Genomic DNA, 21,964 nt, shown 5'->3' on the forward strand with positions numbered 1-21,964 from the left:
TCCTTGAGGGGCGCCCCCCAAGGGCACTTCCTGCGGGGCGCCTCGCTTCGCGAGTGGGATTTGCCATCAATCTGTGCAATCAGAGATTGCCTGTATATTCTTTAAAGGGAGGAGATTATCGTCTAAAGCGCCGCGCGGCAAGCGAAGCGGGGCAAATAAACAGCCGCAGAGGTATCCTGATGGATCAGCCGTGCGGCTTGCAGTCGGCGCAAATGCCTTTGACGGTAATCTCGACCGATTCGGCAGTAAATTGCTTGGGCAGCGCCATAGGCAGATCGGTGGTGACGTCTTCGAGGCAGTAAAAACGCCCGCATTGCTGGCAATGAAAATGCGCGTGATGGTGCGGCGCTTTGGCGGCAGAAAAACGCCAGACGCGGTCGTCGCCAGAAAATTTATGCGCGAGATTTTCGGCAGTCAGCCAGTCGAGAACCCGATAGACGGTAACGCGATCCAGCGCCGGTTCGAGCAATTGCTGGATATCCAGATGCGAGAGCGGGCGCTGCGCACCCAGCAGTGCCGCCAAAATATCAACCCGCGCCGGTGTAACTCGTGCGCGGGTTTTCTTGATCAGCTCAGTGGCCTGGCTGTATCCGGCTTGATCCATGCGCGGCAAATTAATCCGCGTACTGTTTTTTCTGGCGTTCGCGGCGCTCTTGCGCTTCGAGTGACAGAGACGCAGTCGGACGTGCCAGCAAACGTTGCAGGCCAATCGGCTCGCCAGTATCTTCGCAATAGCCGTAGTTTTCTTCGGCAATTTTGCGCAGCGTCGAGTCAATCTTCAGCAGCAATTTACGTTCGCGATCACGCGTGCGCAGCTCTAATGCGTATTCTTCTTCCAGCGTCGCGCGATCTGCCGGATCTGGCGTTGCTTCCTGTTCCTGTAAATGGCTGGTCGTTTGGCTGGCATTTGCCACCAGTTCAGCCTTCATCTGGATCAGACGCTCGCGGAAGAACTCGAGGTGATCCGCGTTCATATAGTCATCTTCGGAGCCGTTCCAGTCCCGGATGTCTTGTTCCGTGAGTTTTGCCATGATTATTCTCGCTTTTTGACAAGGATGAGCGCTTACAAAATAAGCAACCCAGTAGGGCACGCAGCTTAATCAACTCCGCAGAGCAATGCAATAAGCTTACGTGACAATCATATTAAATCTAGTGTTTTATTGCGCCAATACCCAGCGGATAATGATGCGCAAATCCTTGTCGTTAATTTGCTGGGCAGGCATCGGAATAGCGCCCCATTTGCCGCCGGGCAAGCCTTTGCGGACTTCGCTCATCAACATCGCTTCGGCGTCTTTCTGCCCTTTGTAGCGTTTTGCGACGTCTTTATACGCGGGGCCGACAATTTTCTGGTCAACCGAATGACAGCCCAGACAGTTGTATTTGGCAGCGACATCTTTGCCGTCGACCGAAGCAAAAACCGTACTGCTCGCCAGCAGCGCCATCAGCAAAAAAGTGTTGTACATAATCATCATCTCGTCGGTATTTTGTGTCTCTATTCTACTCCGCTTCACGGCAGATGAGCGGGCAAGTCAAGTCGACAGCGCTGCTGTGCTACACTCGCCCGATCAGGCAATCTAAGTTGGGTGCGACAGAATGGATCGGGGGCAACGTTTTATGGCAGCAGCGATCAGCTTCTCGCTGATTGTGCATGCCTTTCCCATATTCGGTATCAAATTTGTTTTGCCCGATCCCCGGCAATTCATGTCCAAAGACCCGCTTGATATCGTGCTGGTCAACCAGAAAACGTCAACACGCCCGCAAAACGCCGAAGTGCAGGCTCAGGCGGATCTCGATGGCGGCGGTAATACCGATGCACTTGGTCATCGCGTCAAATCACCACTCCCGGCCAAATCAAAAGAATCCGAACCCGAGCTGGAACAAAACGAGTCACAACTCAAAAAACTGGAAGAACAAAGTGCCCAGTTGATGACGCGCCTCAAATCCCCACACCGTCAGGCACAAAACACCAAAAACAAACCAGATCATCCCGACGCGCCGTCGCTGGATCTGGAAGACATGAAGGAACAACTGCGCAAAGAGCAGGAAATGGCCGCGCTGGCCGCGCAAATTGCCAAACAGAATCACGATTACCAAAGCCGCCCGCGCAAAGCCTTTGTCGGTGCGCGCGCCAAACAAACCAGCGCAGCGATGTATTACGATACTTTCCGCCGCAGAATTGAAGACATTGGCGAAAAAATATATCCGGTCGATGAGCTGGGTCGCAAACTGTACGGCAGCCTGATCATCAGTATCGCGATTGATTACGATGGCCGCCTGATCGAAGATCTCACCAAAATTGAAAAATCCTCCGGCAACGCAATGCTCGACGCGCATGCCTTGCGGATTATTAAAATCGCAGCGCCATTCTCCCGCCTGCCTGCCGATTTGCAGGAAACGGACGCCAATGGCAACCCAACCGGCAAACCCGCGCAATACTTGGTCATTACCAATCGCTGGTCTTTCGAGAAGGCGGGTTCAGAGCTGACCGCCCAATAATGCGCATCCTTGGCATATTGAGCTTGATGCTTGTGAGTTGTCTGGTTGTGAGCGTACAAGCAAGTCCGGTTGCTTCTGAGGCTGCCAGTGCCGCATCTGCGGTTGCGATAACAAGGCTTGTCACGACGGCGAATCGTGTTGAAAATAACTTACCTAATGAACTGAATGCTCAGTTTCGAAAGCAGCAAGAAATTGCCAGTCTGGCGGCTCAGATTACCAAGCAGAATCATATTTATGAAGCGAGGCCGCGAAAAACTTTTGCCGCAGCTTCTGGTGTACAAGCTAGCGTTGTTGATTACGTCGATGCTTGGTCGCGAAAATTGGAGCAGAAGGTTAGAAATAAACGCCCGGTTGATGCCAGTGGAAACTCTATTTATGGGCAACTTCGCGTAGAAGTGGAGATATGGGGAGATGGTTCATTGACCAATGCAAGGTTAATCGAAGCATCTAGCATTCGAGAGCTTAACTTGTTTGCTTTGGAGCTTCTAAAAAACGCAGCTCCTTTTGCCCGTCTCCCAAATGATATGGTTAATTATGCAGGCAACCGCTCTCAAGTCTTGGTGATTTCGAGGAAATTTATTTTTTCTACCCAAGTAAAACATGCAGACTTTCCTGAAACGACAAATTTAAGTGTGGTGCCATAATAATGCGCATCCTCGGCATTGACCCCGGCTCGCGAACGACCGGTTTTGGCGTCATCGACGTCGTCGGGCAAAACCGCGTTTATGTCGCTTCAGGCTGCATCAAGACGCAAGGCGGCCCTTTGCCTGAACGGATCAAAATCATCCTCGACGGCATCGCGCAAATCGTCGCGACTTATCAGCCGAATGAATCAGCGATCGAACAGGTCTTCGTCAATGTGAATCCGGCGGCGACGCTGATGCTCGGCCAAGCGCGCGGCGCGGCGGTCGCTGCGCTAGTGCTCGCCGGACTGCCGGTATCGGACTACACCGCGCTGCAAGTCAAGCAAGCCGTCGTCGGCAATGGTCATGCGGATAAGGAACAAGTCGGGCTGATGGTGCAGCGCCATTTGCGCCTGTCGGGCGTGCCGCAAGCCGACGCCGCCGACGCGCTCGGCGTCGCGCTGACGCACGCCCAGCATCAGGGCGGCGCAGCCAAGCAGCTCGCTGCGTACCGGATGTCGATAAAGCGCGGGCGAATGGCCTAGGGGTATATGTTTGTAACTAAATCCAGTGTTGGCTTTGGCGTGCATACATAGCCAAGTATTTAGTCATTCCACAGTTCTTGCGCTAATTACGCCGTCGCGCGCAGACGATTTTGATTTTCGCTCTGCAAAGCCGTTATACTGTACGTTCGTTCACTTTGGCGCTAGACGCAGAGCTGCATCATGATTGGTCGTCTCACTGGCAAACTGCTGGAAAAGCAACCCCCGCAAATCCTGCTCGACGTTGGCGGCGTCGGTTATGAAGTCGACGTGCCGATGAGCACTTTTTACGTCTTGCCGCATCTGGGCGAAGCAACGACGCTGTTTACGCATCTGGTCGTCCGCGAAGATGCACAGCTTTTATACGGCTTTGCGACGCGTGAAGAGCGTAATAGCTTTCGCACGCTGATCAAGGTATCGGGCATTGGTGCCAAAATCGCGCTCGCGGTCTTGTCGGGAATGACGGCTGACGAGCTGGCGCTGGCGGTGGCGTCCGAAGACATCAAACGCCTCTCCGCCGTGCCCGGCATCGGCAAAAAAACCGCCGAGCGTCTGGTGCTCGAATTGCGCGGCAAGCTCGCAACCGGCGGGCTGGTTTCAATGCCGGGCGAATTGCCGCTAGCTACCACGCCGGACGACCGCAGTGATATTCTGAATGCCTTGCTGGCGCTGGGTTATAACGAGCGCGAAGCCAATCTGGCGATGAAAACACTGCCAGCCGATACGTCGGTCAGCGATGGCATCCGGATGGCGCTCAAGGCGCTGGCGAAAGGCTAAACGCCACGCTATTTTGTGTTGATGCAAACTTCCCCCTTTGCAAAAGGGGGATTGAGGGGGATTTGGCGGTGTTTGATGAATGTATGGACGCAAAAATCCCCCCTAACCCCCCTTCAATGAAGGGGGGATTCTAGGTGTCTAATAAATGATCGAAACCGATTCGCTATTTTCCGCCCCGCCGCCTGAGCGTCTGATCACGGCGCAAAAGCTCTCCAGTAATGAAGAGCAGCTCGAGCGTGCGCTGCGGCCGAAATTGCTCGACGAATACGTCGGGCAGATGAAGGCGCGGGCTCAGCTGGAGATTTTTATCGAGGCGGCCAAAAAGCGCGGCGAAGCGCTCGATCATGTGCTGCTGTTTGGTCCGCCGGGTCTCGGTAAAACGACACTGGCGCATATTATCGCGCGCGAATTGGGCGTCAATTTGCGTCAGACTTCGGGGCCGGTGCTTGAACGCGCTGGCGATCTGGCGGCGCTGCTGACCAATCTTGAGCCACACGATGTGCTGTTTATCGACGAAATTCATAGGCTTAGCCCGGTCGTTGAGGAAATTCTGTATCCGGCGCTGGAAGACTTCCAGCTCGACATCATGATTGGTGAAGGCCCGGCGGCGCGCTCGGTCAAACTCGATCTGCCGCCGTTTACGCTGGTCGGCGCGACGACTCGGGCGGGGATGTTGACCAATCCATTGCGCGACCGTTTCGGGATTGTGGCGCGGCTCGAGTTTTATACGCCGGAGGAATTGACGCGCATTGTGAGCCGCTCGGCTGGCTTGTTGAATGTCGAAATGGCCGACGATGGCGCATTTGAAATTGCCCGCCGCTCACGCGGTACGCCGCGAATTGCCAATCGCCTGCTGCGCCGTGTTCGTGATTTTGCCGAGGTCAAACACGACGGTATTGTCACGCGTGAAGTCGCCGACGCGGCCTTGCAAATGCTCGACGTTGATCATGCGGGGCTGGATGTGATGGATAGAAAACTGCTGCTGGCGATTCTGGAGAAATTTAACGGCGGCCCGGTCGGGCTGGACAATGTTGGCGCGGCGATTGGTGAATCGACCGATACGATTGAAGAAGTGGTCGAGCCATATTTGATTCAGCAAGGCCTGATGCAGCGCACACCGCGCGGCCGGATGGCGACGTTGGGGGCTTATGCGCATTTTGGCCTAAACGCGCCTAAGAGTGAACTTTAAAAATGCTGCGCCTCCCGTGATAACGCCTCGGGCGGTGCTCGGAATCCTCATGTACTTGATGTACATTCCGGTTCCTGTGCTCCGGCCTCGCCGTTCCGTCTGCACCCGAAGTGGTGTGACGAGGGCTCGCTATTTTAAATATCACTCTAAAACCGATGAATGATGGGTAATTTCATACAAAATCACTAGCAAATGCCCCAAACGGGGCATTTTTTATGCACAATACGTAAACTTTTCCCTGCCGCAGTATTCCTACTGTGAGCCTTATTTTTGGAGTAATTGCCGTGGATGTCAGCGCTGGCGTACAGGATATGTCCTTTCTTAGCATGGTGATGCAGGCTAGCTTGGTCGTGCAAATGGTGATGGTGATTTTGATGGCGCTGTCGTTTATGTCGTGGTGGCATATTTTCAGCAAGCATTTCACGCTGGCCAATGCCAAAAAACACACCGAAGAATTCGAAGACCGTTTCTGGAGTGGCTCAGATTTAAACGGCCTGTACGAGCACGTCAAACGCACTCGTAGCGTCGGGATGGAGAAAATTTTCGAAGCCGGCTTTGGCGAGTTTTTGAAATTGCGTCAAAAGCATGGCATGGAGCTCTCCGACGTGATGGAAGGCACGCGTCGTGCAATGCGCGCGTCATGCCAGCGCGAGCTCGATTTCCTCGACAAGCACAATGCCTTTCTGGCCTCGGTCGGTTCGGTCAGCCCCTACATCGGTCTGTTTGGCACCGTCTGGGGCATTATGTATGCGTTCAAAGGGCTCGGTAATGTCGGCCAGGCGACGCTGGCAACGGTAGCACCGCATATTGCCGAAGCACTGGTGGCAACGGCAATTGGTCTGTTTGCCGCGATCCCGGCCGTTGTCGCGTATAACCGCTTTGCTTATGACGTTGATCGACTCGCGAACCGCTTTGATACTTTCATCGAAGAGTTCTCCAATGTTTTGCAGCGCCAAGTGCGTTAACTGGATGTAGAACGCGCGTCATCTACCGTCATCAAGCACCGAGCAAAGTCCGGCGCAAACGGAAAAAAGAACAACACAATGACTTATATTTTTTCATACATTTTCCCCTGCCATGCAGGGGAAAACGGGACGCAGGCAGCATTGCCTGCTAGGGCGGCAATATGAATCATCGTCGAGCCCGTCGCGCCAAAAGCGAAATCAATGTCGTTCCGTATATCGACGTGATGCTGGTACTGCTGGTGATTTTCATGGTTGCCGCGCCAATGATGCAGCCATCGGTGATCAATCTGCCCAGCGTCGGTAAATCCAATATTGAAGTCGCCGCCAAACCACTGACGGTTGAAATTTCAGCCGAAGGTGCTTTGGGTTTAATCGATGCGCAAGGCTCTGCGGCCGAACCGCAAGCCGACGTTGCGACGCTGGTCGCGGCGATCAAAGCCAAAATGGGCAGCGAAACCGAGCGTCCGGTCATCATTTCCGCGGACAAGAACGTCAAATACGAAGTCGTTGTGCAAACGATGGATGGCTTGAAAAATGCCAATATCGCCCGCGTCGGCCTGATGGTGCAGCCTAAATAATGAATCCGCAGCACAACCCTGCCCACGAAGAAAAACGCGGCCTGTCGTTTGTGATGGCCGTGTTGATGCACGTAATTTTGGCGGGATTTTTACTGTTTTCGGTGCAATGGAAAACACAAAATCCCGAGCCTGTCGTCGTTGAATTATGGGGTGGTTCGCCGCCTGCGGCCGAAGCACCATCGCAGCCCGTGACGCCACCAAAGATCGCACCACCTGAGCCGGAAGTCGTTCCGGAGAAAGTCGATATTGCCACCGAAAAAGTGAAGCAAACGCCGAAACCGACGGCCAGCCCGACCGCAACGCCCAAAGTCACACCCAAGCCGACGCCAACGCCAAAAGCGACGCCGAAGGCAACGGCTTTAGCGGAAAACAAGGCCACGGCAACACCGAAAGCCAAACCGACCAAAGCGCCGAAAAAGAGCGAGCTGGAAGATTTGCTGTCTCTCGACAATACCGTGTCATCCAACACCCAAGCGGAAACCAAGCCCGTCAAAGGCGGTAAACCCGGTGGCACCGGAACCAATCCGAATGCCGTCGGCAATAGTGGTTCAGGCAAAGGCACTGGGGCGAATGCAGCCGGACTGGAGAGCTATAAAGGGCGTCTGATCCAGCAAATCAAATCACGAACGGTCTATACTCGTGGCGGGCATCCGACCGCCGAATTCCGCGTGGTTGTGCTGCCGGATGGCAGCATTCTGGAAGATCAGTTGCAGCAAACCAGCGCCAGCGGCGACCCGGCTTATGCCGAGGCGACCAAACGCGCAATTCTCGGCATGGGCAGTTTCCCGCCCTTGCCGGATGGACAAACCTTTAGCGGGCCATTGCGGGTCTGGAATATCAAATTCCGTCTGGAATAACTGGATAAAAGAGCAATGAAAAGACTCAAACAATTTATTCGCGGCTTTGTCGCTGCAACGCTATTGATGGGCAGTGCCGCGCACGCCGATATGACGATTGAAGTGGTCGGCGTCGGCAGCCAGCAATATCCGATTGCGATTCTGCCGTTCCAGAATGAAACCACCCAGTCTCAGCCCGTTACGCCGGTCGTGAATACCGATCTGAGCAATAGCGGGCTGTTTAAAACGATTCCGGTGACGGGTGATCTTTCGCTGATGGCTTATCACCCGAGTGAAATCAACTACCCGGCCTTGCAAGCCAAAGGCGCGCAGACCGCCTTGATCGGACAAATGACCGCCGAAGGCGGGCAAGTTGTCGTGCGCTTCTGGCTGATTGATCTGGCAACCAAGCAGGAGTTGATTGCTTTTGAAAAGCGCGGCAACCCCGCGCATGCCCGCCGCATTGCACACCAGATTGCCGACATGATTTATGCCAAGCTCACCGGCAAAAGCGGCGTTTTCGCTTCACGGATTGCCTATGTACTCAAAGCCGCCGGGCGTTTCCAGCTGCAGGTCGCTGACGCCGATGGCTACGGTGCGCAGACCGTACTGGCATCCCGCCAGCCGATTATGTCGCCCAAATGGTCACCCGATGGCGGCAAGCTCGCTTATGTTTCATTCGAGAAAGAAAAGCCGATTGTTTATGTTCACGAATTGGCGACCGGTAAACGCTGGCAGGCCGCCAATTTCAAAGGCAGCAACTCGGCGCCAGCCTGGTCGCCCGATGGTAAACAACTGGCGGTCGTGTTGAGTAAAGACCTTGGCAGCCAAATTTATATTGTCAACGTCGACGGCAGCAATCCGCGCCGGGTCACCACAACGGGTGAAATCAATACGGAACCTTCTTTCACCGCCGATGGTCGTAATTTGATCTTTACTTCGGATCGGGGCGGCAGCCCGCAGATTTACCGTATTTCGGTCAATGGTGGCGATGCAGTACGGCTGACCAATTCAGGCTCGTATAACGCCAGCGGTAAAATTTCCCCCGATGGCCGGAGCATGACCTACATTACCCGTACCAGCGGTTATCGCGTTGCGATCATGGATCTGGCAACCCGGCAGAGCATGACGCTGACCGACACCAATATGGATGATTCACCCTCGTTTGCCCCCAATAGCCAGATGATTCTGTACGAAACCGACGTCGGCCGTCGCGGAACACTGGCGGTTGTATCGGCCGATGGCCGCGTCAAACAGCGGCTGAAAGCGCAGGGCGGCGAAGTGCGTCAGCCCGCCTGGGGTCCGATGTTGCGATAAATAGCCCTACATTGTGTAGGTGCGACCCGATGTTTACACAGCGATTTGGGTTTTGAATATTTTTTAACTTGGAGAGTAAACATGAAGAAAATTGCCTTGAGTGTCTTGATGACCGCCCTGCTGGCTGCCTGCGCCAGCACACCAGCACCTGTTGTTGACCCCAATGCAGCGGGTAAAAATGGCGCCAATAATGGCAGCGGCACCGACATTAAAACTGTTGATACGACCGGCACCAGCGGTTCCAAACTGGATCCACGCCTGACCGATCCGAACAATACCCTGTCGCAGCGTCGCGTGTATTTTGACTACGACTCGTTCACCGTAAAAAGCGATTACGACGCGATGGTGCAGGCTCATGGCAAATTTCTGGTGCAAAACCGCGATTACAAAATCATCCTGCAGGGCAATACCGATAACCGTGGTACAGCCGAATACAATCTGGCACTCGGTCAGAAACGCGCTGAAGCCGTTGCCAAATTGCTGCTGGCACTCGGTGTAAACGAAGCGCAAATCGAAGCGGTCAGCTTTGGCGAAGAGCGTCCGCTGGAAAATGGCGATACCGACGAAGCGTGGGAACGCAACCGTCGCGCCGATATCGTTTATAACGGCGAACAGAGCAAATAAGTACGACCTGCTATCCAGACCGATACGGTCTGGATGTATGTTCATCAACCCTCGCCCAGGCGAGGGTTATGTCTATATACCCCGGGGTAATCATGAAGCAACTCAAATCAATCCTGCTCGCCATGCTGATGGCGGGAATGGCAAGCCAGGCACAAGCTGGCCTGTTCGACGATGATGTCGCACGCCAGCAAGTTGCGGATCTCACCGCTAAAGTCGGCAATTTGCAGCAGCAAAACCAGCAGCGTCTGGAGCAGCTTGAAGCGAGCAACAAACGCATGCTCGATCTGGTACGCCAGCTTGATGCACAAAAAGAAGAGCTGGCCAAATTGCGCGGCGCCAACGAAGTGCTGCAATTCAATCTGGAAGAAGCCACCAAACGCCAGAAAGACCTCTACGTTGATCTGGACGCCCGTCTGCAGCTACTGGAACAAGCCAAGAGCGCGGCCAAAGCCGAAGCGAAAGCCGACACCAAAACCGACGAGCCGATGAGCGAGGAAGACAGTTTCAATCACGCGCTGGCACTGGTACAAAATAAAAAGCACAAGGACGCCACCGCAGCGTGGTCACGCTTTGTCACCGATTTTCCCGACAGCAAAAAAATGGCCGCCGCGCAGTACTGGATGGGGATGAATTATGCATTCAGCAAAAATTACAAATCCGCCAATATTGCTTTTAATAATGTGATCGACAACTTCCCCGAAGACCCGAAAGCGCCCGATGCCCTGCTCGGTCTGGCCTCGGTTGCAGCAAGCTCCGGCGATAAAAAGGCCTCGCGCAATTACCTGATCAACATTCTCGAGCGTTATCCGCAATCGGAAGCCGCCGCCAAAGCCAAAAAAGCACTGGCAGCACCCAACTAGCCGCATATCGTCAACCCGGCAGGAGAGAGCGATGAAACAACTGATCATGATCAAGCGCAGCAACGGCCGGCACTGGGTCGGTGACGGCTTTCCGGTACAGAGCATTTTTTCGTATACCGACATTGCCGAGCAGATGTCGCCCTTCCTGCTGATGGACTATGCCGAGCCGACCCGCTTCGAGCCGACAACGCAGCAGCGTGGCGTCGGGCCGCATCCGCATCGCGGCTTTGAAACCGTCACGATTGTTTACGACGGCGAAGTCTCGCACCGCGATTCGGCGGGCGGCGGCGGCACCATCGGTTCCGGCGACGTGCAATGGATGACCGCCGGCGCCGGCCTGCTGCACGAGGAATTTCACAGCCCGGCCTATGCGAAAACCGGTGGGCCGTTTGAAATGATCCAGCTCTGGGTCAACCTGCCCGCCAAAGACAAAATGACACCACCGGCGTATCAGGGCATTACCGATCACGACATCCCCCGGCTGCCGCTCCCCAATGAAGCCGGCAGCGTTCGCGTGATCGCCGGCGAATACGCCGGAACACATGGCGCGGCGAAAACCTTCACGCCGATGAATGTCTGGGATTTGCGCATCAAGGCCAAGCAGAGCGTGCGGCTTGAGCTGCCTGCTGGCCACACCACGGCACTATTTGTACTGCACGGCGAACTGCTCATTGACGATCACCAGCCGGTGCGCGCCGCTGAAATGGCTGTGCTTGAACGCGAAGGCAGTGAGTTGGTGTTTACTTGCAGCGAAGCGACAACGCTGTTGCTATTGAATGGGCAACCGCTAAACGAGCCGATTGCCGCTCACGGACCGTTCGTGATGAATACCCGCGAAGAAATTGTGCAAGCGATGAATGACTTTGCCGCAGGCAAAATGGGGAAGATGTAAGCGCAGGCAACATGGGCAATATGTAAGCGCAGGCGAAATGAGCCGGATGTAAGCGCAGACCAATCTGGCCGTCGGCGATACGTTTTTGCAGACTGAAATTCATTAAACCCGCATTGCAAATAATGCGGGTTTAATGACCTGTGGTTATTGCCATTGTTTCCCCAGCGCATCCAGCCCAGCCTTACCCAGATCGGCAGGCGTCATCGCGATCCTAAAGCGACAATCGGCGTTAAATTTCAGAAAAAACGGTTCGGCAAAAAATGGGATTTGCGACGCATCGGCAACATCGACAATGAGAATAGCGCCACGCAAGCCATGTTCTTCGGTGAAATACACCGCTTCGGGTTTGAGCTGCGCCAGAATTTCTTGCAATAAGGTTCCGGCTTTGCCGGCACGAACCAGACTATTGAATGGTTCGTGCGGCAGTGATGCCGTCAGTATCATGCGCATGATGTTCTCCATTGGGTGGATATTGAATCCGGAAGTTTCATGCTAGCCATGGCATGCGTACATGCTTGTCATTATCAGCATAAATACCTGCCCAATGGAGATCCGCTGCGCTGTCTTTCACCCAAGCAGCTATTGCAGTGACGACATAAGAAACAGATGGGTATATCAATATAAACCATTACTGTATTGTTTTTCGTTGACATACCACTGCCAGTATGGGGTCTCGAATTGAGCAGTGACGAATCTGCGTCGTTCCTATTTTCGACCGCGTTATTAATCCAGGCGATTTTCGACAATCAGAAACCACGGCCGCTGGCTACTCGCTTGCAGATAGCCTTGTGGCGACAAGGTTAAAATGGTTTTCGACACCGAATTACGAACATTGCCACCGATGACGTGCAGTACCTGACTCTGTTTGCTCACCACGATATCGCAATGCAAGGCCAGCTTCAGCGTGTCGGGCAGGACCCCGGCGGGAGGCGTAGTTTTGCTGCGGGTCGCGCAGATCAAATCGCCAATTTCGGGTTGATATTCGCTGATGTGATGCGGAATCCACGGCGTGGCCGGGTCCAGTTTGTTGGCCAGCATCTGATTCAGGTAAGTACGATGTGCCGCACTGGGCAGAAAATGCCCTTTGGGGATATGGCTTTGCTGCATGATCCAGCTGATAAAAGCCGCAGACCATGGCTCGCGGCAGTCAAAGCCCGATAGCCGCGGCATGCCGACTGCACGCCAATATTGATTGATACGCTCACCGTGCCAGCGGTCGTCATCCTCCCAAATCCCCACCTGAGGGATACTTTCCTGATCGCCGTCGATAACGACTGTTTGCTGCCCAAAATAGACCCACTCCGCTTGCAGCTGCTCGATGATTTTGTATTTTGCCGAACCGATATGCGGCAATTTGACCTCATCGACGACGGGTTCCGGTGATTCTTCAATTGGCACCGATATTTGCGGCTCAGCCGGCTCGGGCAGCGAACGGCAAGCGCTTAATGCCAGTAACAACACCATCAGGATTGGTTTCATGCTTCACCGCCGATGTGATAGCGCTGGAAAAACAGGATCGATAAACGCCTGATCTTTAAACTCTGTTGACGCGCTGCGTAAAAACTAATCACACGCCAATAGAGCCTAATCACAAGAAGAGCTATAGCAATAGCCAATCTGCTCGAGAATGAAAAGGCGAATTGGGTTTGCAAGCGGTAATCCGGCAAAAAATGGCGAAGTCTGCAAATTGCACGCCGCTCGCACCTGGGTGCGCCTTACGGCTCATGCAGATCTATCCGTCCGAGGTTTGGAGCGGCGGCCTTCGGTTGATTTGTAGCACTCAGCCATTACACTGCTACAGTGGGTTAGCAGTAAGAGCGAGGAAAGGTCTCGAATGGAGGTTACGATGCCACAAGACAATACGGTACCCCCTTCTCCAGCCGGGGCATCCAGCGAGACGGTACATCGCACCCGGCGTATGAATATCAGACATACGGACAGGTTGCTCACCAAAGCCGAGATGCTGCTCTCCAACCGGGGACAGAACGAATCCTCGCAGCAGGACACCCTGGCTGTAATCGCAGATCTGATTCATGCGGCAACGCATGATGTCTTGACCGGCTTGCCGACCCGCGGCGTGCTGCTCAGCAGGCTTGAGAGTGAACTCACCCAAGCTGGCTCCGCTGACGAACGGGTCGCCGTTCTCTTTGTCGATTTGGATAACTTCAAGCTGGTGAATGACTCGCTGGGGCACGATAGCGGAGACGAATTACTGTGTGAGGTCGCCAAACGCATTAGCGACTGCGTGGATGATGGCGAGAGCGGAATCGTGAGCCGTATTGGCGGTGACGAATTTATCATCCTGTTCCCACACGCCATCCGCGGCTCAGAAGACGTACTGGCTAGTAAAATACTGGCGGCGGTAACCGAGCCAGTCAAGATTGCCGCCAGAGAAATTGTCACCTCTGCCAGTATTGGGGTTGCCAGCTGTGCACTGGGATCCCAGTCCGCCGAACAGTTGCTGCGTGACGCGGATACGGCGCTTTATGCCGCCAAGGCACGCGGCCGCAATTGCATGGTGCGTTTTAACCATGAATTGCATGCCCGCGCCGTTCGGCGGATGCAAATCGAGTCGGATCTGCGTGTCGCCTTGCTCGAGAAACAGGTGTATGTACATTACCAGCCGCAGGTGAGTCTGGTAACAGGACAGCTCGTTGGGGTAGAAGCGCTGGCGCGCTGGCAACACCCTGAATATGGCATGGTGTCGCCTGCAGAGTTTATTCCGATTGCCGAAGACAGCCGGCTGATCGGCGAGCTGGGGCGGCAAGTGTTGCGATCAGCCTGCCTGCAACTGGCCGCTTGGTCTGCCGCCTTGCCCGAACGGCCGCTCTCGATGACGGTCAATGTTTCGCCGCGCCAATTGGGTGACCCTGATTTCATTGCCGAAGTTCAGGCTATCGTCGAACAAACCGGCATTCGCCTGTCTTCGCTGTGCCTGGAACTGACCGAAAGTGCGCTGACGAATTCGGCAACCGAAGTCCTCAAAACCCTCAACCAGCTGCACCAGATGGGTATCTACGTCGCGATTGATGACTTTGGCACCGAGTACTCCTCACTGGCTCGCTTGCGCGACCTGCCGATTGAAGTCTTGAAAATTGACCGTTCCTTCATCGATGGACTGGGTACAGAGCCAGGAGATACTGCCATCGTGTCGTCCATTCTCAGTCTGGCCTTCGCGACCGGCAAGCACGTGATCGCCGAAGGAATCGAGCGGGTTGAACAGGCGCTGGCACTACGCAGCATGGGATGCGGTGTGGCGCAAGGGTTTTTGTTTTCCGCTCCGGTCGACGCGACATTCATCATGCCAATGCTGGATAAACCACTATGGGAAGCGCCCATGAACTGGGGGGTGCAAGCCGCCGCAGTAGCGCCCGATACCCTGACACGTCGCGCGCATCGAACCTTCATCGAAGAGTTTCTTGATCACATTGGCGTACCGATGGGGCTGAAAGCAGGAGATACACCATGATGTCGTTGATTATCGGGATCAGTAATCTGCTGCTCGGCGTGGCTTATGTGGGTCTGGGCTTGCTCAGTGCGTGGGAGGCTGCGAGTCAATACCGCTACCGGGGTTTGTCACGTTTCGGTCTGGGGTTTTCGCTGATGGCGGCCAGTTGCGGCCCTCATCATCTGGTGCATGGCTGGTGTGTCCTCCAGGGCGGCACGGTTTCTACCCCAATGCTGGCGCTGACGCTGACGGGCTTGCCCGCCGGGATTGTATTCTGCTGGCTGCGCGCAGAAGCGATGCTGGATGGACGAGGAGATCGCACTTTGGCGATCAATGGTCGCGTGATGGCGGCGGTAACCATTACATTGCTGATTGTAATGAGTTCGCTAGCCGGCTGGGCCATGGCTTCACCTCCTCCACCCCCATACTCTATCGTCTGCACGGCACAAGGCATCCAATCAGGGCTTTACGCCTTGAACACGAATCTGGCCCCCTCTTCGCTGGTACTGTACAGCAATCTGTGGGTGACGTTTGCCTATGCGATGGTGGGCTGGTACTTGCTGGACACACAGATCAGCCGCTATGTTTCCACCCGTTCCTGGTCGCTATCCGGCCTGTCACTCGCCGGCGTGTTTCCAACCTGTGCGGCCATGCACCTGATTCTGGCGCTGACCAGTAGTCAGCAAACCAGTACCTTGCCGTTTGACCTGCTCGGCATCCCGGCGTCGATCTATTTCCTGTGGGTCGTGAAGCAACTGCACGCCGATTCGGTCATTGACTGGAATCGCCGTCCTTTGGCGGGCCTTGCGACTCTCCCCCATCGCTCCTCCCCCTGGAACGAAACAATCAAACAAGAACGGTGATTTTGATATCTGTGTGATCAACTCATTTTGGCCACCTCGTTACAGCCCAAGCAATCTCGGTGCTCAGCCTTATGACTCCAAAGCACCGTTATGTCGATATGGCCAGCCTGACTATAGAGTGGTCGACATCAATAGCACAAACGTTCCTCAAAGGGATTACCTCCAAGGCATCTTTAAATCTGTGGTATAGCGTCGTCAAGCTATCCAATCTGCAGCTACCCCATCCCGCTGCCGCGCCCCTCACTAAGCCGATTACAGCAGCACCAGCAGCCCCGACGACCTGCATCGACGTGTCCGATTTTGCTGCACAATCTGGCGCAATCAATGACATTGGCAAGATCGGTGTCATAAACTGACAGCCTTTGGCGTTATAGCCGTCAAAAATCGTCACATCCGCGTACAGTTTGTGCAAGCAAGACAATGATCATGCTGCCTTGCGACGCATCGCCCGCCAGTTCTGATACCGGCACTCAGGGAGCCCCGCATGTCCAGCAGTCGTGTTGAAAAAGTCCGCCGGCAGTACAACCAGTGGGTTGCGAACGAGTCGATCGAAGACTATGCACTGCGCTATTCGCCGGCGAGTTTTCGCAAATGGTCGCCCAATGTCATCGGCCACACGATGATAGGCACTAATTCGGCGCTGTCGTACGAGGCCATCGGCGCGCTGCTGCTGCTCGATTTCGGCTTTGCCAACGCGATGTCGGCGCTGATTTTTGCCGCAATTGTCATTTTTCTGGTCGGTCTGCCGATTTGCCATTACGCAGCCAAATACAATATCGACATGGATTTGCTGACGCGCGCGTCGGGTTTTGGTTACGTCGGATCGACTTTCACCTCGCTGATTTATGCTTCGTTCTGCTTCATCTTTCTGGCTTTCGAGTCGGCGATCATGGCGCAGGCTTTGCGGCTGTGCTGGGATATCCCGCTCTGGCTCGGTTATCTGATTTGCGCCGTCGTCGTGATCCCCATCGTGTTTTACGGCGTGACGGCGATCAACCGCTTTCATCAGGCGACGCAATTTATCTGGCTGGTACTGATGATCATTCCGTTTGCCTTCGTGTTGATCAAAGACCCGCAGGCGCTGGCCGGCCTGAGCCATTTCAGCGGCCAGATCAGTCATTCGAACGGCTTTGACTGGCTCAACTTCGGCGTTGCCGCCGGGATTGCCTTTGCGCTGATCGCGCAGATCGGCGAGCAGGTCGATTACCTGCGTTTCATGCCCGAGCAAAAATCGGCACGCGATCTGAACTGGTGGGCCAATATGCTTGTCGGCGGGCCGGGCTGGGTCGTGATTGCTTTCATCAAGCAACTGGGCGGCGTGCTGCTCGCCGCCAGCGCGGTGATGGCCGGGATCGCCGTCGCCGACGCCAAAGAGCCGGTGCAAATCTTCAATCACGCTTTCCAGTTCGTGCTCGACAATCCATCAACAGCGCTCTTGATCACGACGCTGTTCGTCATCGTCTCCGAAATGAAGGTCAATGTAACCAACGCCTACGCCGGCTCGCTGGCGTGGTCGAATTTCTTTTCGCGCGTCACGCATTCGCACCCGGGGCGCGTCGTCTGGCTGGTATTCAATAGCGCAATTGCGCTGCTGCTGATGGAGCTCGATCTGTTTGCGGCGATCAACAATGTGCTGGGCATGTATTCGAATATCGCCGTCGCGTGGACTTGCGCCGTCGTATCCGATCTGGCGATCAACAAGCCGCTGGGGCTGTCGCCGCCGATTATCGAATTCAAACGCGCGCACCTGTTCAATTTCAATCCGGTCGGCGTGATGAGCGTCGTCATTGCGTCGATTCTGTCGACGATCGCGTTCAGCGGGCTGATGGGCGAATACGCGCAGGCGTATGCCTGGCTGATCGCTGCGGTCGTCAGCTTTATTCTGCCGCCGGTGATCGCCAAGCTGACCCACAGCCGCTATTACATCGCTCGGCCATCGCATTACCGCTTGCGCTCGGACTCGCCGGTGCAATGCGGCGTTTGCGATCATCATTACGCCGAAACCGATTCGGCACATTGCCCTTTCCATCAGGCAGCCATCTGCTCGCTGTGCTGCACGCTCGAATCGAATTGCCGCGACCTGTGCAAACCCAAAATCAAGAGCACGCTCGACCATTACCGCGAATACATGGGGTATGTGCTGCAATTCGTTTTGCGACGCAAGCTGCAGGAACGTACCCTAACCCGTATCGCCAATTTCGCACTGGTCTGGCTGGTGATGAGCAGCCTCGTCGCGCTGACGCTGTGGATGACGCTGCCGGTGGCGCTCAGCCAGCTTGAGTCGACATTGCGGCTGCAATTTGACGAATATGCAGTGCGCGTCTTTTTCGGTCTGGCCTTGCTGTCGTGCATTGCGACCTGGTGGATCGTGCTCGTCAACGAAAGCCGCAATATCGCCGAGGAAGAGCTGCGCCTGGCCAAGGAGCGCGCCGAAGCGGCGACGGTCGCCAAAAGCGAATTTCTCGCCAATATGAGCCACGAAATCCGCACGCCGATGAATGCAATCATCGGCATGTCGTTTCTGGCGCTCAAAACCGAGCTCTCCGCCAAGCAGCGCGATTACCTGAACAAAGTCCACGGCGCGGCGACGTCGCTCTTGGGCATCATCAACGACATTCTCGATTATTCCAAGGTCGAAGCCGGCAAGCTCGAACTGGAAAGTATCGACTTCAGGCTCGACGACGTACTCGGCAAGGTTGCGACGATCACTGCCGGCCGCACGCACGACAAGGGGCTGGAATACCTGATACGCGTCGCGCCCGAGGTACCGCGCGAGTTGCGCGGCGATCCGCTGCGACTCAGTCAGGTCTTGATCAATCTGGTCAATAACGCCGTCAAATTCACCGAGCGCGGCCAGATCGAACTGGCAATTTCGCTGGCATCGAACGGCGGCGACAGCGACGACATCGTGCTGCAATTTGCCGTCAAGGATTCGGGCATCGGCATGACTGCGGCACAAAAAGCCAAGCTGTTCCAGCCGTTTACGCAGGCCGACGGTTCGACGACGCGCAAATACGGCGGAACTGGGCTAGGGCTGACGATCAGCAAACGCATTGTCGAAGCCATGGGCGGCGAGATCGGCGTCGAAAGTGTTGCAGGGCTGGGCTCGGTGTTCAGCTTTACCGCCCACTTGCAAACGGCAGCCACGCCCGGCAGCACCAGCGAATTGCCGCTCGCGCATGCCCGCGTGCTGATCGTTGACGATCATCACGCGGTGCGCCAAGTGCTGCTCGAGATGCTGGGACGCGTCAACGTCGACGCCGAAGCCGTCGCCAGCGGCGAGGCCGCGCTGGCGCTGCTGCAAACGCCGCAGGACGAGCCATTCAACCTGATCCTGATCGACGCCATCATGCCGGGTTGGTCCGGCGAAATGACGGCAAGGCAAATCCGCGCGCTGCCCGGCCATGCCGACACGCCGATTGTGATGATGACCACGCTGGGCGACAGCGATCAGGGGCAACTGGCCGGGTTGAATGTGCACAGCATGCTGTACAAGCCGCTCACCCAATCGGCGCTGGTCGATTGCCTGAACGAAATCTATGGCGGCCCGGACTATCCGCACGCCAGCCCGGCCGTCACCAACATCCGGCCCGGCATGCTGGCCGGAATGAAGCTGTTGCTCGTTGAAGACAATGAAATCAACCAGCAGATTGCAATCGAATTGCTCAGCGAAGCCGGCGCGATCATCACGGTCGCCGGACACGGCCAAATGGCGCTCGATCTATTGCAGAACGGCGCAGTCGATGCCTTCGATGCCGTGCTGATGGATGTGCAGATGCCGGTCATGGACGGGATCGAAGCGACACAACTCTTGCGCACCGACGCCCGCTTTGCCGGCTTGCCGGTGATCGCGATGACGGCACACGCGCTCGAGGCCGAGCGGCAGCGCTGTATCGCCGCCGGAATGAACGACCATGTCAGCAAGCCGATTGATCCGCAGGCCTTGCTGCTCACCTTGCAGCGCTGGTACACCCCACCGCCCGCTTCGGCAAGCGGTATTGTGGCGCAACCAGCCGCCGTCCCGGGCGAAAACAGGCTGCCCGATCTGCCCGGCATCGACACCCGTACCGGCCTGAGCCGGCTCAATGGCAAGACCCGGGTGTATGTCGAAGTATTGCAGCAATTTGCGCGCAATTACCGCGATTACGCCAAGCTGGTTCACGAAGCCATCGACGCGCAGCAATGGCACGATGCCCAGCATCTGCTTCACACGCTCAAAGGACTGGCTGGCAATATCGGCGCCAGCACATTGGCGCAGCACACCGAATTGCTCGAGCGGCAAATTAGCGAGTCGAAGATCGACCCCGCCGCCGTCACGCAACTGGCCGGGCTGCTGGAGACGGTGCTGGGCAGCATTGCGCAGCTTGATACAGCCATAGCCCCTGAAACGCCCCGGCAATGCGATGTGACGCAGTTCGAGTACCTGCTGAATCTGCTGGACGAACAGAACGGCGCCGCCGTCGATTATTTGCTCGAAAACGCGGCCGCGCTGTGCGGCTGTCTGCCAGCAACGGATTACACGGCCTTTAGTCAGGCCATCCATCAATTCGATTTTCCCGGCGCGCTGGCCATTGCGCGCCGCCACAAGGAAGCCCAAGCATGAATCGCCCCCATATTCTGGTCATCGATGACACCCCGGAAAACCTGCGTCTGGTCAGCGCACTATTGCAGGACCACTACACGGTGCGCGTGGCCACCAGCGGCCAGCAAGGGCTGGCGCTGGCTGAAAAACATCCGCCGGATCTGATCCTGCTCGACATCATGATGCCGGACATGGACGGCTACAGCGTATGCACGCAATTGAAAAGCCAGCTCACGACACGCGATATTCCGGTCATATTTCTGACCGCACGCAGCGAAGTCGAAGACGAAACGCGCGGCTTTGCGCTGGGTGCTGTCGATTACATCACCAAACCGATCAGCCCGCCGATTCTGGAAGCACGCGTCGCCACGCATCTGGCGCTCAAACGTGCACGCGATTTTCTGGTCGACCAGAACGTCTATCTCGAAAGCGAAGTACAGCAACGCATGCGGGAAGTACAGCAAATCCAGGACGTCACCATCATGGCGATGGCCTCGCTGGCCGAAACGCGCGACAACGAAACCGGCAGCCACATCCTGCGCACCCAGCGCTACGTGAAAGCGCTGGCCAAGGCCTTGCAAGCCCTGCCCGAATTCGCCGCCGAGCTGGACGATTCCGTCATTGAGCTGCTCTACAAATCGGCGCCGCTGCATGATATCGGCAAAGTCGGCATTCCCGACCACATTCTGCTCAAACCGGGCAAACTGAGCGACGAAGAATTCGAAATCATGAAAACGCACACCACGCTGGGCCGCGACGCGATCCTGCGCGCCGAAGACCGGCTGGACGGCAGCGCCGATTTTCTGCGTTTTGCCCGTGAAATTGCTTACGGCCATCAGGAAAAATGGGATGGCAGCGGCTATCCGCAAGGGCTAATTGGAGAAGCGATTCCGCTCTCAGCGCGTCTGATGGCTGTGGCCGACGTCTACGACGCGCTGATCAGCAAGCGCGTTTACAAGCCAGCGTTCAGCCACGACGAAGCCGTCGCCATCATGCGCAAAGGGCGCGGCAGCCATTTCGACCCGCTGATCTGCGACGTCTTTCTGGAAATGGCCGACGAATTTGCCCGGATTGCCGACGAATTCCGTGACGAGCACTGAGCAAAAGCAATGGGTATATCGCCACAAAGCACAATCAGAAACCCCTACACAGCAATACCCTGAGAGAAAAAATTCTCAATACGCGTTGATGGTGATCATGGATGTGCTTTTTCCTCGCAGAGAAACGCGAGCAATACTGATGGTGGCTTGATATTGGCGAGCGCCACAAATGCTTGCCATCAGTCCTATTCCTTGAGCCGAGAATAGGTATAACCACGACACTACCGCCACTTGCCCGCAAATTGTGGGGTACCACTCATATTGTCACAGGA

General features: G+C 55.6%; 22 protein-coding genes. 17 read left to right on the forward strand and 5 right to left on the reverse strand.

The annotated features are described in order from the left end of the window. Positions 1-184: 184 nt before the first annotated feature. The 3 genes from ACG2XO_RS04615 to ACG2XO_RS04625 form a co-directional block, all read right to left on the reverse strand. Entirely contained in the window at positions 185-604 is a 420-nt protein-coding gene (locus tag ACG2XO_RS04615) for a Fur family transcriptional regulator (RefSeq protein ID WP_410499647.1), read from the reverse strand. A gap of 10 nt (positions 605-614) precedes the next feature. Continuing rightward, a complete protein-coding gene (gene dksA / locus ACG2XO_RS04620; RefSeq protein ID WP_410499648.1) occupies positions 615-1,031 on the reverse strand; it encodes an RNA polymerase-binding protein DksA in 417 nt (138 codons plus the stop codon). A 126-nt stretch (positions 1,032-1,157) separates the two neighbouring features. Further along, positions 1,158-1,463, reverse strand: coding sequence for a c-type cytochrome (locus ACG2XO_RS04625; protein ID WP_410499649.1), 306 nt, complete (start codon positions 1,461-1,463; stop codon positions 1,158-1,160). Positions 1,464-1,614: 151 nt separating this feature from the next. On the opposite strand from ACG2XO_RS04625, the gene ACG2XO_RS04630 reads away from it, so the two are divergent. From ACG2XO_RS04630 to ACG2XO_RS04685, 12 genes are all read left to right on the forward strand, one after another. Next, entirely contained in the window at positions 1,615-2,496 is an 882-nt protein-coding gene (locus ACG2XO_RS04630; protein WP_410499650.1) for an energy transducer TonB, read from the forward strand. Between the two features lie 47 nt (positions 2,497-2,543). After that, positions 2,544-3,140 (forward strand): energy transducer TonB, encoded by a 597-nt coding sequence (locus tag ACG2XO_RS04635; RefSeq protein ID WP_410499651.1) that lies wholly within the window; start codon positions 2,544-2,546, stop codon positions 3,138-3,140. A gap of 2 nt (positions 3,141-3,142) precedes the next feature. Then, complete coding sequence (ruvC, locus tag ACG2XO_RS04640; RefSeq protein WP_410499652.1) at positions 3,143-3,664, forward strand: crossover junction endodeoxyribonuclease RuvC; 522 nt, start codon at positions 3,143-3,145, stop codon at positions 3,662-3,664. A gap of 180 nt (positions 3,665-3,844) precedes the next feature. Then, complete coding sequence (ruvA, locus tag ACG2XO_RS04645) at positions 3,845-4,438, forward strand: Holliday junction branch migration protein RuvA (protein WP_410499653.1); 594 nt, start codon at positions 3,845-3,847, stop codon at positions 4,436-4,438. 145 nt (positions 4,439-4,583) lie between these two features. Further along, the gene (gene ruvB, locus ACG2XO_RS04650) at positions 4,584-5,627 is read left to right on the forward strand and encodes a Holliday junction branch migration DNA helicase RuvB (protein ID WP_410499654.1); all 1,044 of its coding nucleotides are present in this window, start codon (positions 4,584-4,586) and stop codon (positions 5,625-5,627) included. 311 nt (positions 5,628-5,938) lie between these two features. Continuing rightward, positions 5,939-6,592 (forward strand): protein TolQ, encoded by a 654-nt coding sequence (gene tolQ / locus ACG2XO_RS04655; protein ID WP_410499655.1) that lies wholly within the window; start codon positions 5,939-5,941, stop codon positions 6,590-6,592. Between the two features lie 161 nt (positions 6,593-6,753). Next, on the forward strand, positions 6,754-7,170 hold the full coding sequence (tolR, locus tag ACG2XO_RS04660) for a protein TolR (protein WP_410499656.1): 417 nt from the start codon (positions 6,754-6,756) through the stop codon (positions 7,168-7,170). Next, a complete protein-coding gene (locus ACG2XO_RS04665; protein ID WP_410499657.1) occupies positions 7,170-8,027 on the forward strand; it encodes a TonB C-terminal domain-containing protein in 858 nt (285 codons plus the stop codon). The genes tolR and ACG2XO_RS04665 overlap by 1 nt, the downstream gene beginning before the upstream one ends. Positions 8,028-8,042: 15 nt before the next feature. Further along, complete coding sequence (tolB, locus tag ACG2XO_RS04670) at positions 8,043-9,323, forward strand: Tol-Pal system beta propeller repeat protein TolB (RefSeq protein ID WP_410499658.1); 1,281 nt, start codon at positions 8,043-8,045, stop codon at positions 9,321-9,323. 81 nt (positions 9,324-9,404) lie between these two features. Further along, complete coding sequence (pal, locus tag ACG2XO_RS04675) at positions 9,405-9,947, forward strand: peptidoglycan-associated lipoprotein Pal (protein ID WP_410499659.1); 543 nt, start codon at positions 9,405-9,407, stop codon at positions 9,945-9,947. A 92-nt stretch (positions 9,948-10,039) separates the two neighbouring features. Further along, a complete protein-coding gene (ybgF, locus tag ACG2XO_RS04680) occupies positions 10,040-10,807 on the forward strand; it encodes a tol-pal system protein YbgF (protein ID WP_410499660.1) in 768 nt (255 codons plus the stop codon). A gap of 31 nt (positions 10,808-10,838) precedes the next feature. After that, positions 10,839-11,699 (forward strand): pirin family protein, encoded by an 861-nt coding sequence (locus ACG2XO_RS04685; RefSeq protein ID WP_410499661.1) that lies wholly within the window; start codon positions 10,839-10,841, stop codon positions 11,697-11,699. 144 nt (positions 11,700-11,843) lie between these two features. Here ACG2XO_RS04685 and ACG2XO_RS04690 read toward each other — a convergent pair whose 3' ends face one another. Together ACG2XO_RS04690 and ACG2XO_RS04695 are read right to left on the reverse strand one after the other, a co-directional pair. Continuing rightward, entirely contained in the window at positions 11,844-12,149 is a 306-nt protein-coding gene (locus ACG2XO_RS04690; RefSeq protein ID WP_410499662.1) for a panthothenate synthetase, read from the reverse strand. Positions 12,150-12,422: 273 nt separating this feature from the next. Then, entirely contained in the window at positions 12,423-13,178 is a 756-nt protein-coding gene (locus ACG2XO_RS04695) for a DUF2272 domain-containing protein (RefSeq protein ID WP_410499663.1), read from the reverse strand. A 367-nt stretch (positions 13,179-13,545) separates the two neighbouring features. On the opposite strand from ACG2XO_RS04695, the gene ACG2XO_RS04700 reads away from it, so the two are divergent. The 5 genes from ACG2XO_RS04700 to ACG2XO_RS04720 all read left to right on the forward strand — a co-directional run bounded on the left by ACG2XO_RS04700 (position 13,546) and on the right by ACG2XO_RS04720 (position 21,692). Further along, positions 13,546-15,168 carry a putative bifunctional diguanylate cyclase/phosphodiesterase gene (locus ACG2XO_RS04700; RefSeq protein ID WP_410499664.1) on the forward strand — a complete coding sequence of 541 codons (1,623 nt, stop codon included), beginning with the start codon at positions 13,546-13,548 and terminating at the stop codon, positions 15,166-15,168. After that, on the forward strand, positions 15,165-16,010 hold the full coding sequence (locus ACG2XO_RS04705) for a hypothetical protein (protein WP_410499665.1): 846 nt from the start codon (positions 15,165-15,167) through the stop codon (positions 16,008-16,010). Before ACG2XO_RS04700 ends, ACG2XO_RS04705 begins: the two co-directional genes overlap by 4 nt. A gap of 71 nt (positions 16,011-16,081) precedes the next feature. Beyond that, positions 16,082-16,366 carry a hypothetical protein gene (locus ACG2XO_RS04710; RefSeq protein ID WP_410499666.1) on the forward strand — a complete coding sequence of 95 codons (285 nt, stop codon included), beginning with the start codon at positions 16,082-16,084 and terminating at the stop codon, positions 16,364-16,366. A gap of 128 nt (positions 16,367-16,494) precedes the next feature. After that, complete coding sequence (locus ACG2XO_RS04715; RefSeq protein ID WP_410499667.1) at positions 16,495-20,613, forward strand: response regulator; 4,119 nt, start codon at positions 16,495-16,497, stop codon at positions 20,611-20,613. After that, positions 20,610-21,692: an HD domain-containing phosphohydrolase gene (locus ACG2XO_RS04720; protein WP_410499668.1), complete on the forward strand. Its 1,083-nt coding sequence runs from the start codon at positions 20,610-20,612 to the stop codon at positions 21,690-21,692. Before ACG2XO_RS04715 ends, ACG2XO_RS04720 begins: the two co-directional genes overlap by 4 nt. Positions 21,693-21,964: the final 272 nt, after the last annotated feature.

Origin of the sequence: Chitinibacter sp. S2-10 (assembly GCF_046530675.1) — a bacterium.
Taxonomy (GTDB): Bacteria; Pseudomonadota; Gammaproteobacteria; order Burkholderiales; family Chitinibacteraceae; genus Chitinibacter.

Excerpts from the sequence above, each read along its gene's own strand:
- ACG2XO_RS04615 (WP_410499647.1), bottom strand. The coding sequence starts at position 604 with ATGGATCAAGCCGGATACAGCCAGGCCACTGAGCTGATCAAGAAAACC.
- dksA (WP_410499648.1), bottom strand. The coding sequence starts at position 1,031 with ATGGCAAAACTCACGGAACAAGACATCCGGGACTGGAACGGCTCCGAA.
- ACG2XO_RS04625 (WP_410499649.1), bottom strand. The coding sequence starts at position 1,463 with ATGTACAACACTTTTTTGCTGATGGCGCTGCTGGCGAGCAGTACGGTT.
- ACG2XO_RS04630 (WP_410499650.1), top strand. The coding sequence starts at position 1,615 with ATGGCAGCAGCGATCAGCTTCTCGCTGATTGTGCATGCCTTTCCCATA.
- ruvC (WP_410499652.1), top strand. The coding sequence starts at position 3,143 with ATGCGCATCCTCGGCATTGACCCCGGCTCGCGAACGACCGGTTTTGGC.
- ruvA (WP_410499653.1), top strand. The coding sequence starts at position 3,845 with ATGATTGGTCGTCTCACTGGCAAACTGCTGGAAAAGCAACCCCCGCAA.
- ruvB (WP_410499654.1), top strand. The coding sequence starts at position 4,584 with ATGATCGAAACCGATTCGCTATTTTCCGCCCCGCCGCCTGAGCGTCTG.
- tolQ (WP_410499655.1), top strand. The coding sequence starts at position 5,939 with ATGTCCTTTCTTAGCATGGTGATGCAGGCTAGCTTGGTCGTGCAAATG.
- tolR (WP_410499656.1), top strand. The coding sequence starts at position 6,754 with ATGAATCATCGTCGAGCCCGTCGCGCCAAAAGCGAAATCAATGTCGTT.
- ACG2XO_RS04665 (WP_410499657.1), top strand. The coding sequence starts at position 7,170 with ATGAATCCGCAGCACAACCCTGCCCACGAAGAAAAACGCGGCCTGTCG.
- tolB (WP_410499658.1), top strand. The coding sequence starts at position 8,043 with ATGAAAAGACTCAAACAATTTATTCGCGGCTTTGTCGCTGCAACGCTA.
- pal (WP_410499659.1), top strand. The coding sequence starts at position 9,405 with ATGAAGAAAATTGCCTTGAGTGTCTTGATGACCGCCCTGCTGGCTGCC.
- ybgF (WP_410499660.1), top strand. The coding sequence starts at position 10,040 with ATGAAGCAACTCAAATCAATCCTGCTCGCCATGCTGATGGCGGGAATG.
- ACG2XO_RS04685 (WP_410499661.1), top strand. The coding sequence starts at position 10,839 with ATGAAACAACTGATCATGATCAAGCGCAGCAACGGCCGGCACTGGGTC.
- ACG2XO_RS04690 (WP_410499662.1), bottom strand. The coding sequence starts at position 12,149 with ATGCGCATGATACTGACGGCATCACTGCCGCACGAACCATTCAATAGT.
- ACG2XO_RS04695 (WP_410499663.1), bottom strand. The coding sequence starts at position 13,178 with ATGAAACCAATCCTGATGGTGTTGTTACTGGCATTAAGCGCTTGCCGT.
- ACG2XO_RS04700 (WP_410499664.1), top strand. The coding sequence starts at position 13,546 with ATGCCACAAGACAATACGGTACCCCCTTCTCCAGCCGGGGCATCCAGC.
- ACG2XO_RS04705 (WP_410499665.1), top strand. The coding sequence starts at position 15,165 with ATGATGTCGTTGATTATCGGGATCAGTAATCTGCTGCTCGGCGTGGCT.
- ACG2XO_RS04710 (WP_410499666.1), top strand. The coding sequence starts at position 16,082 with ATGACTCCAAAGCACCGTTATGTCGATATGGCCAGCCTGACTATAGAG.
- ACG2XO_RS04715 (WP_410499667.1), top strand. The coding sequence starts at position 16,495 with ATGTCCAGCAGTCGTGTTGAAAAAGTCCGCCGGCAGTACAACCAGTGG.
- ACG2XO_RS04720 (WP_410499668.1), top strand. The coding sequence starts at position 20,610 with ATGAATCGCCCCCATATTCTGGTCATCGATGACACCCCGGAAAACCTG.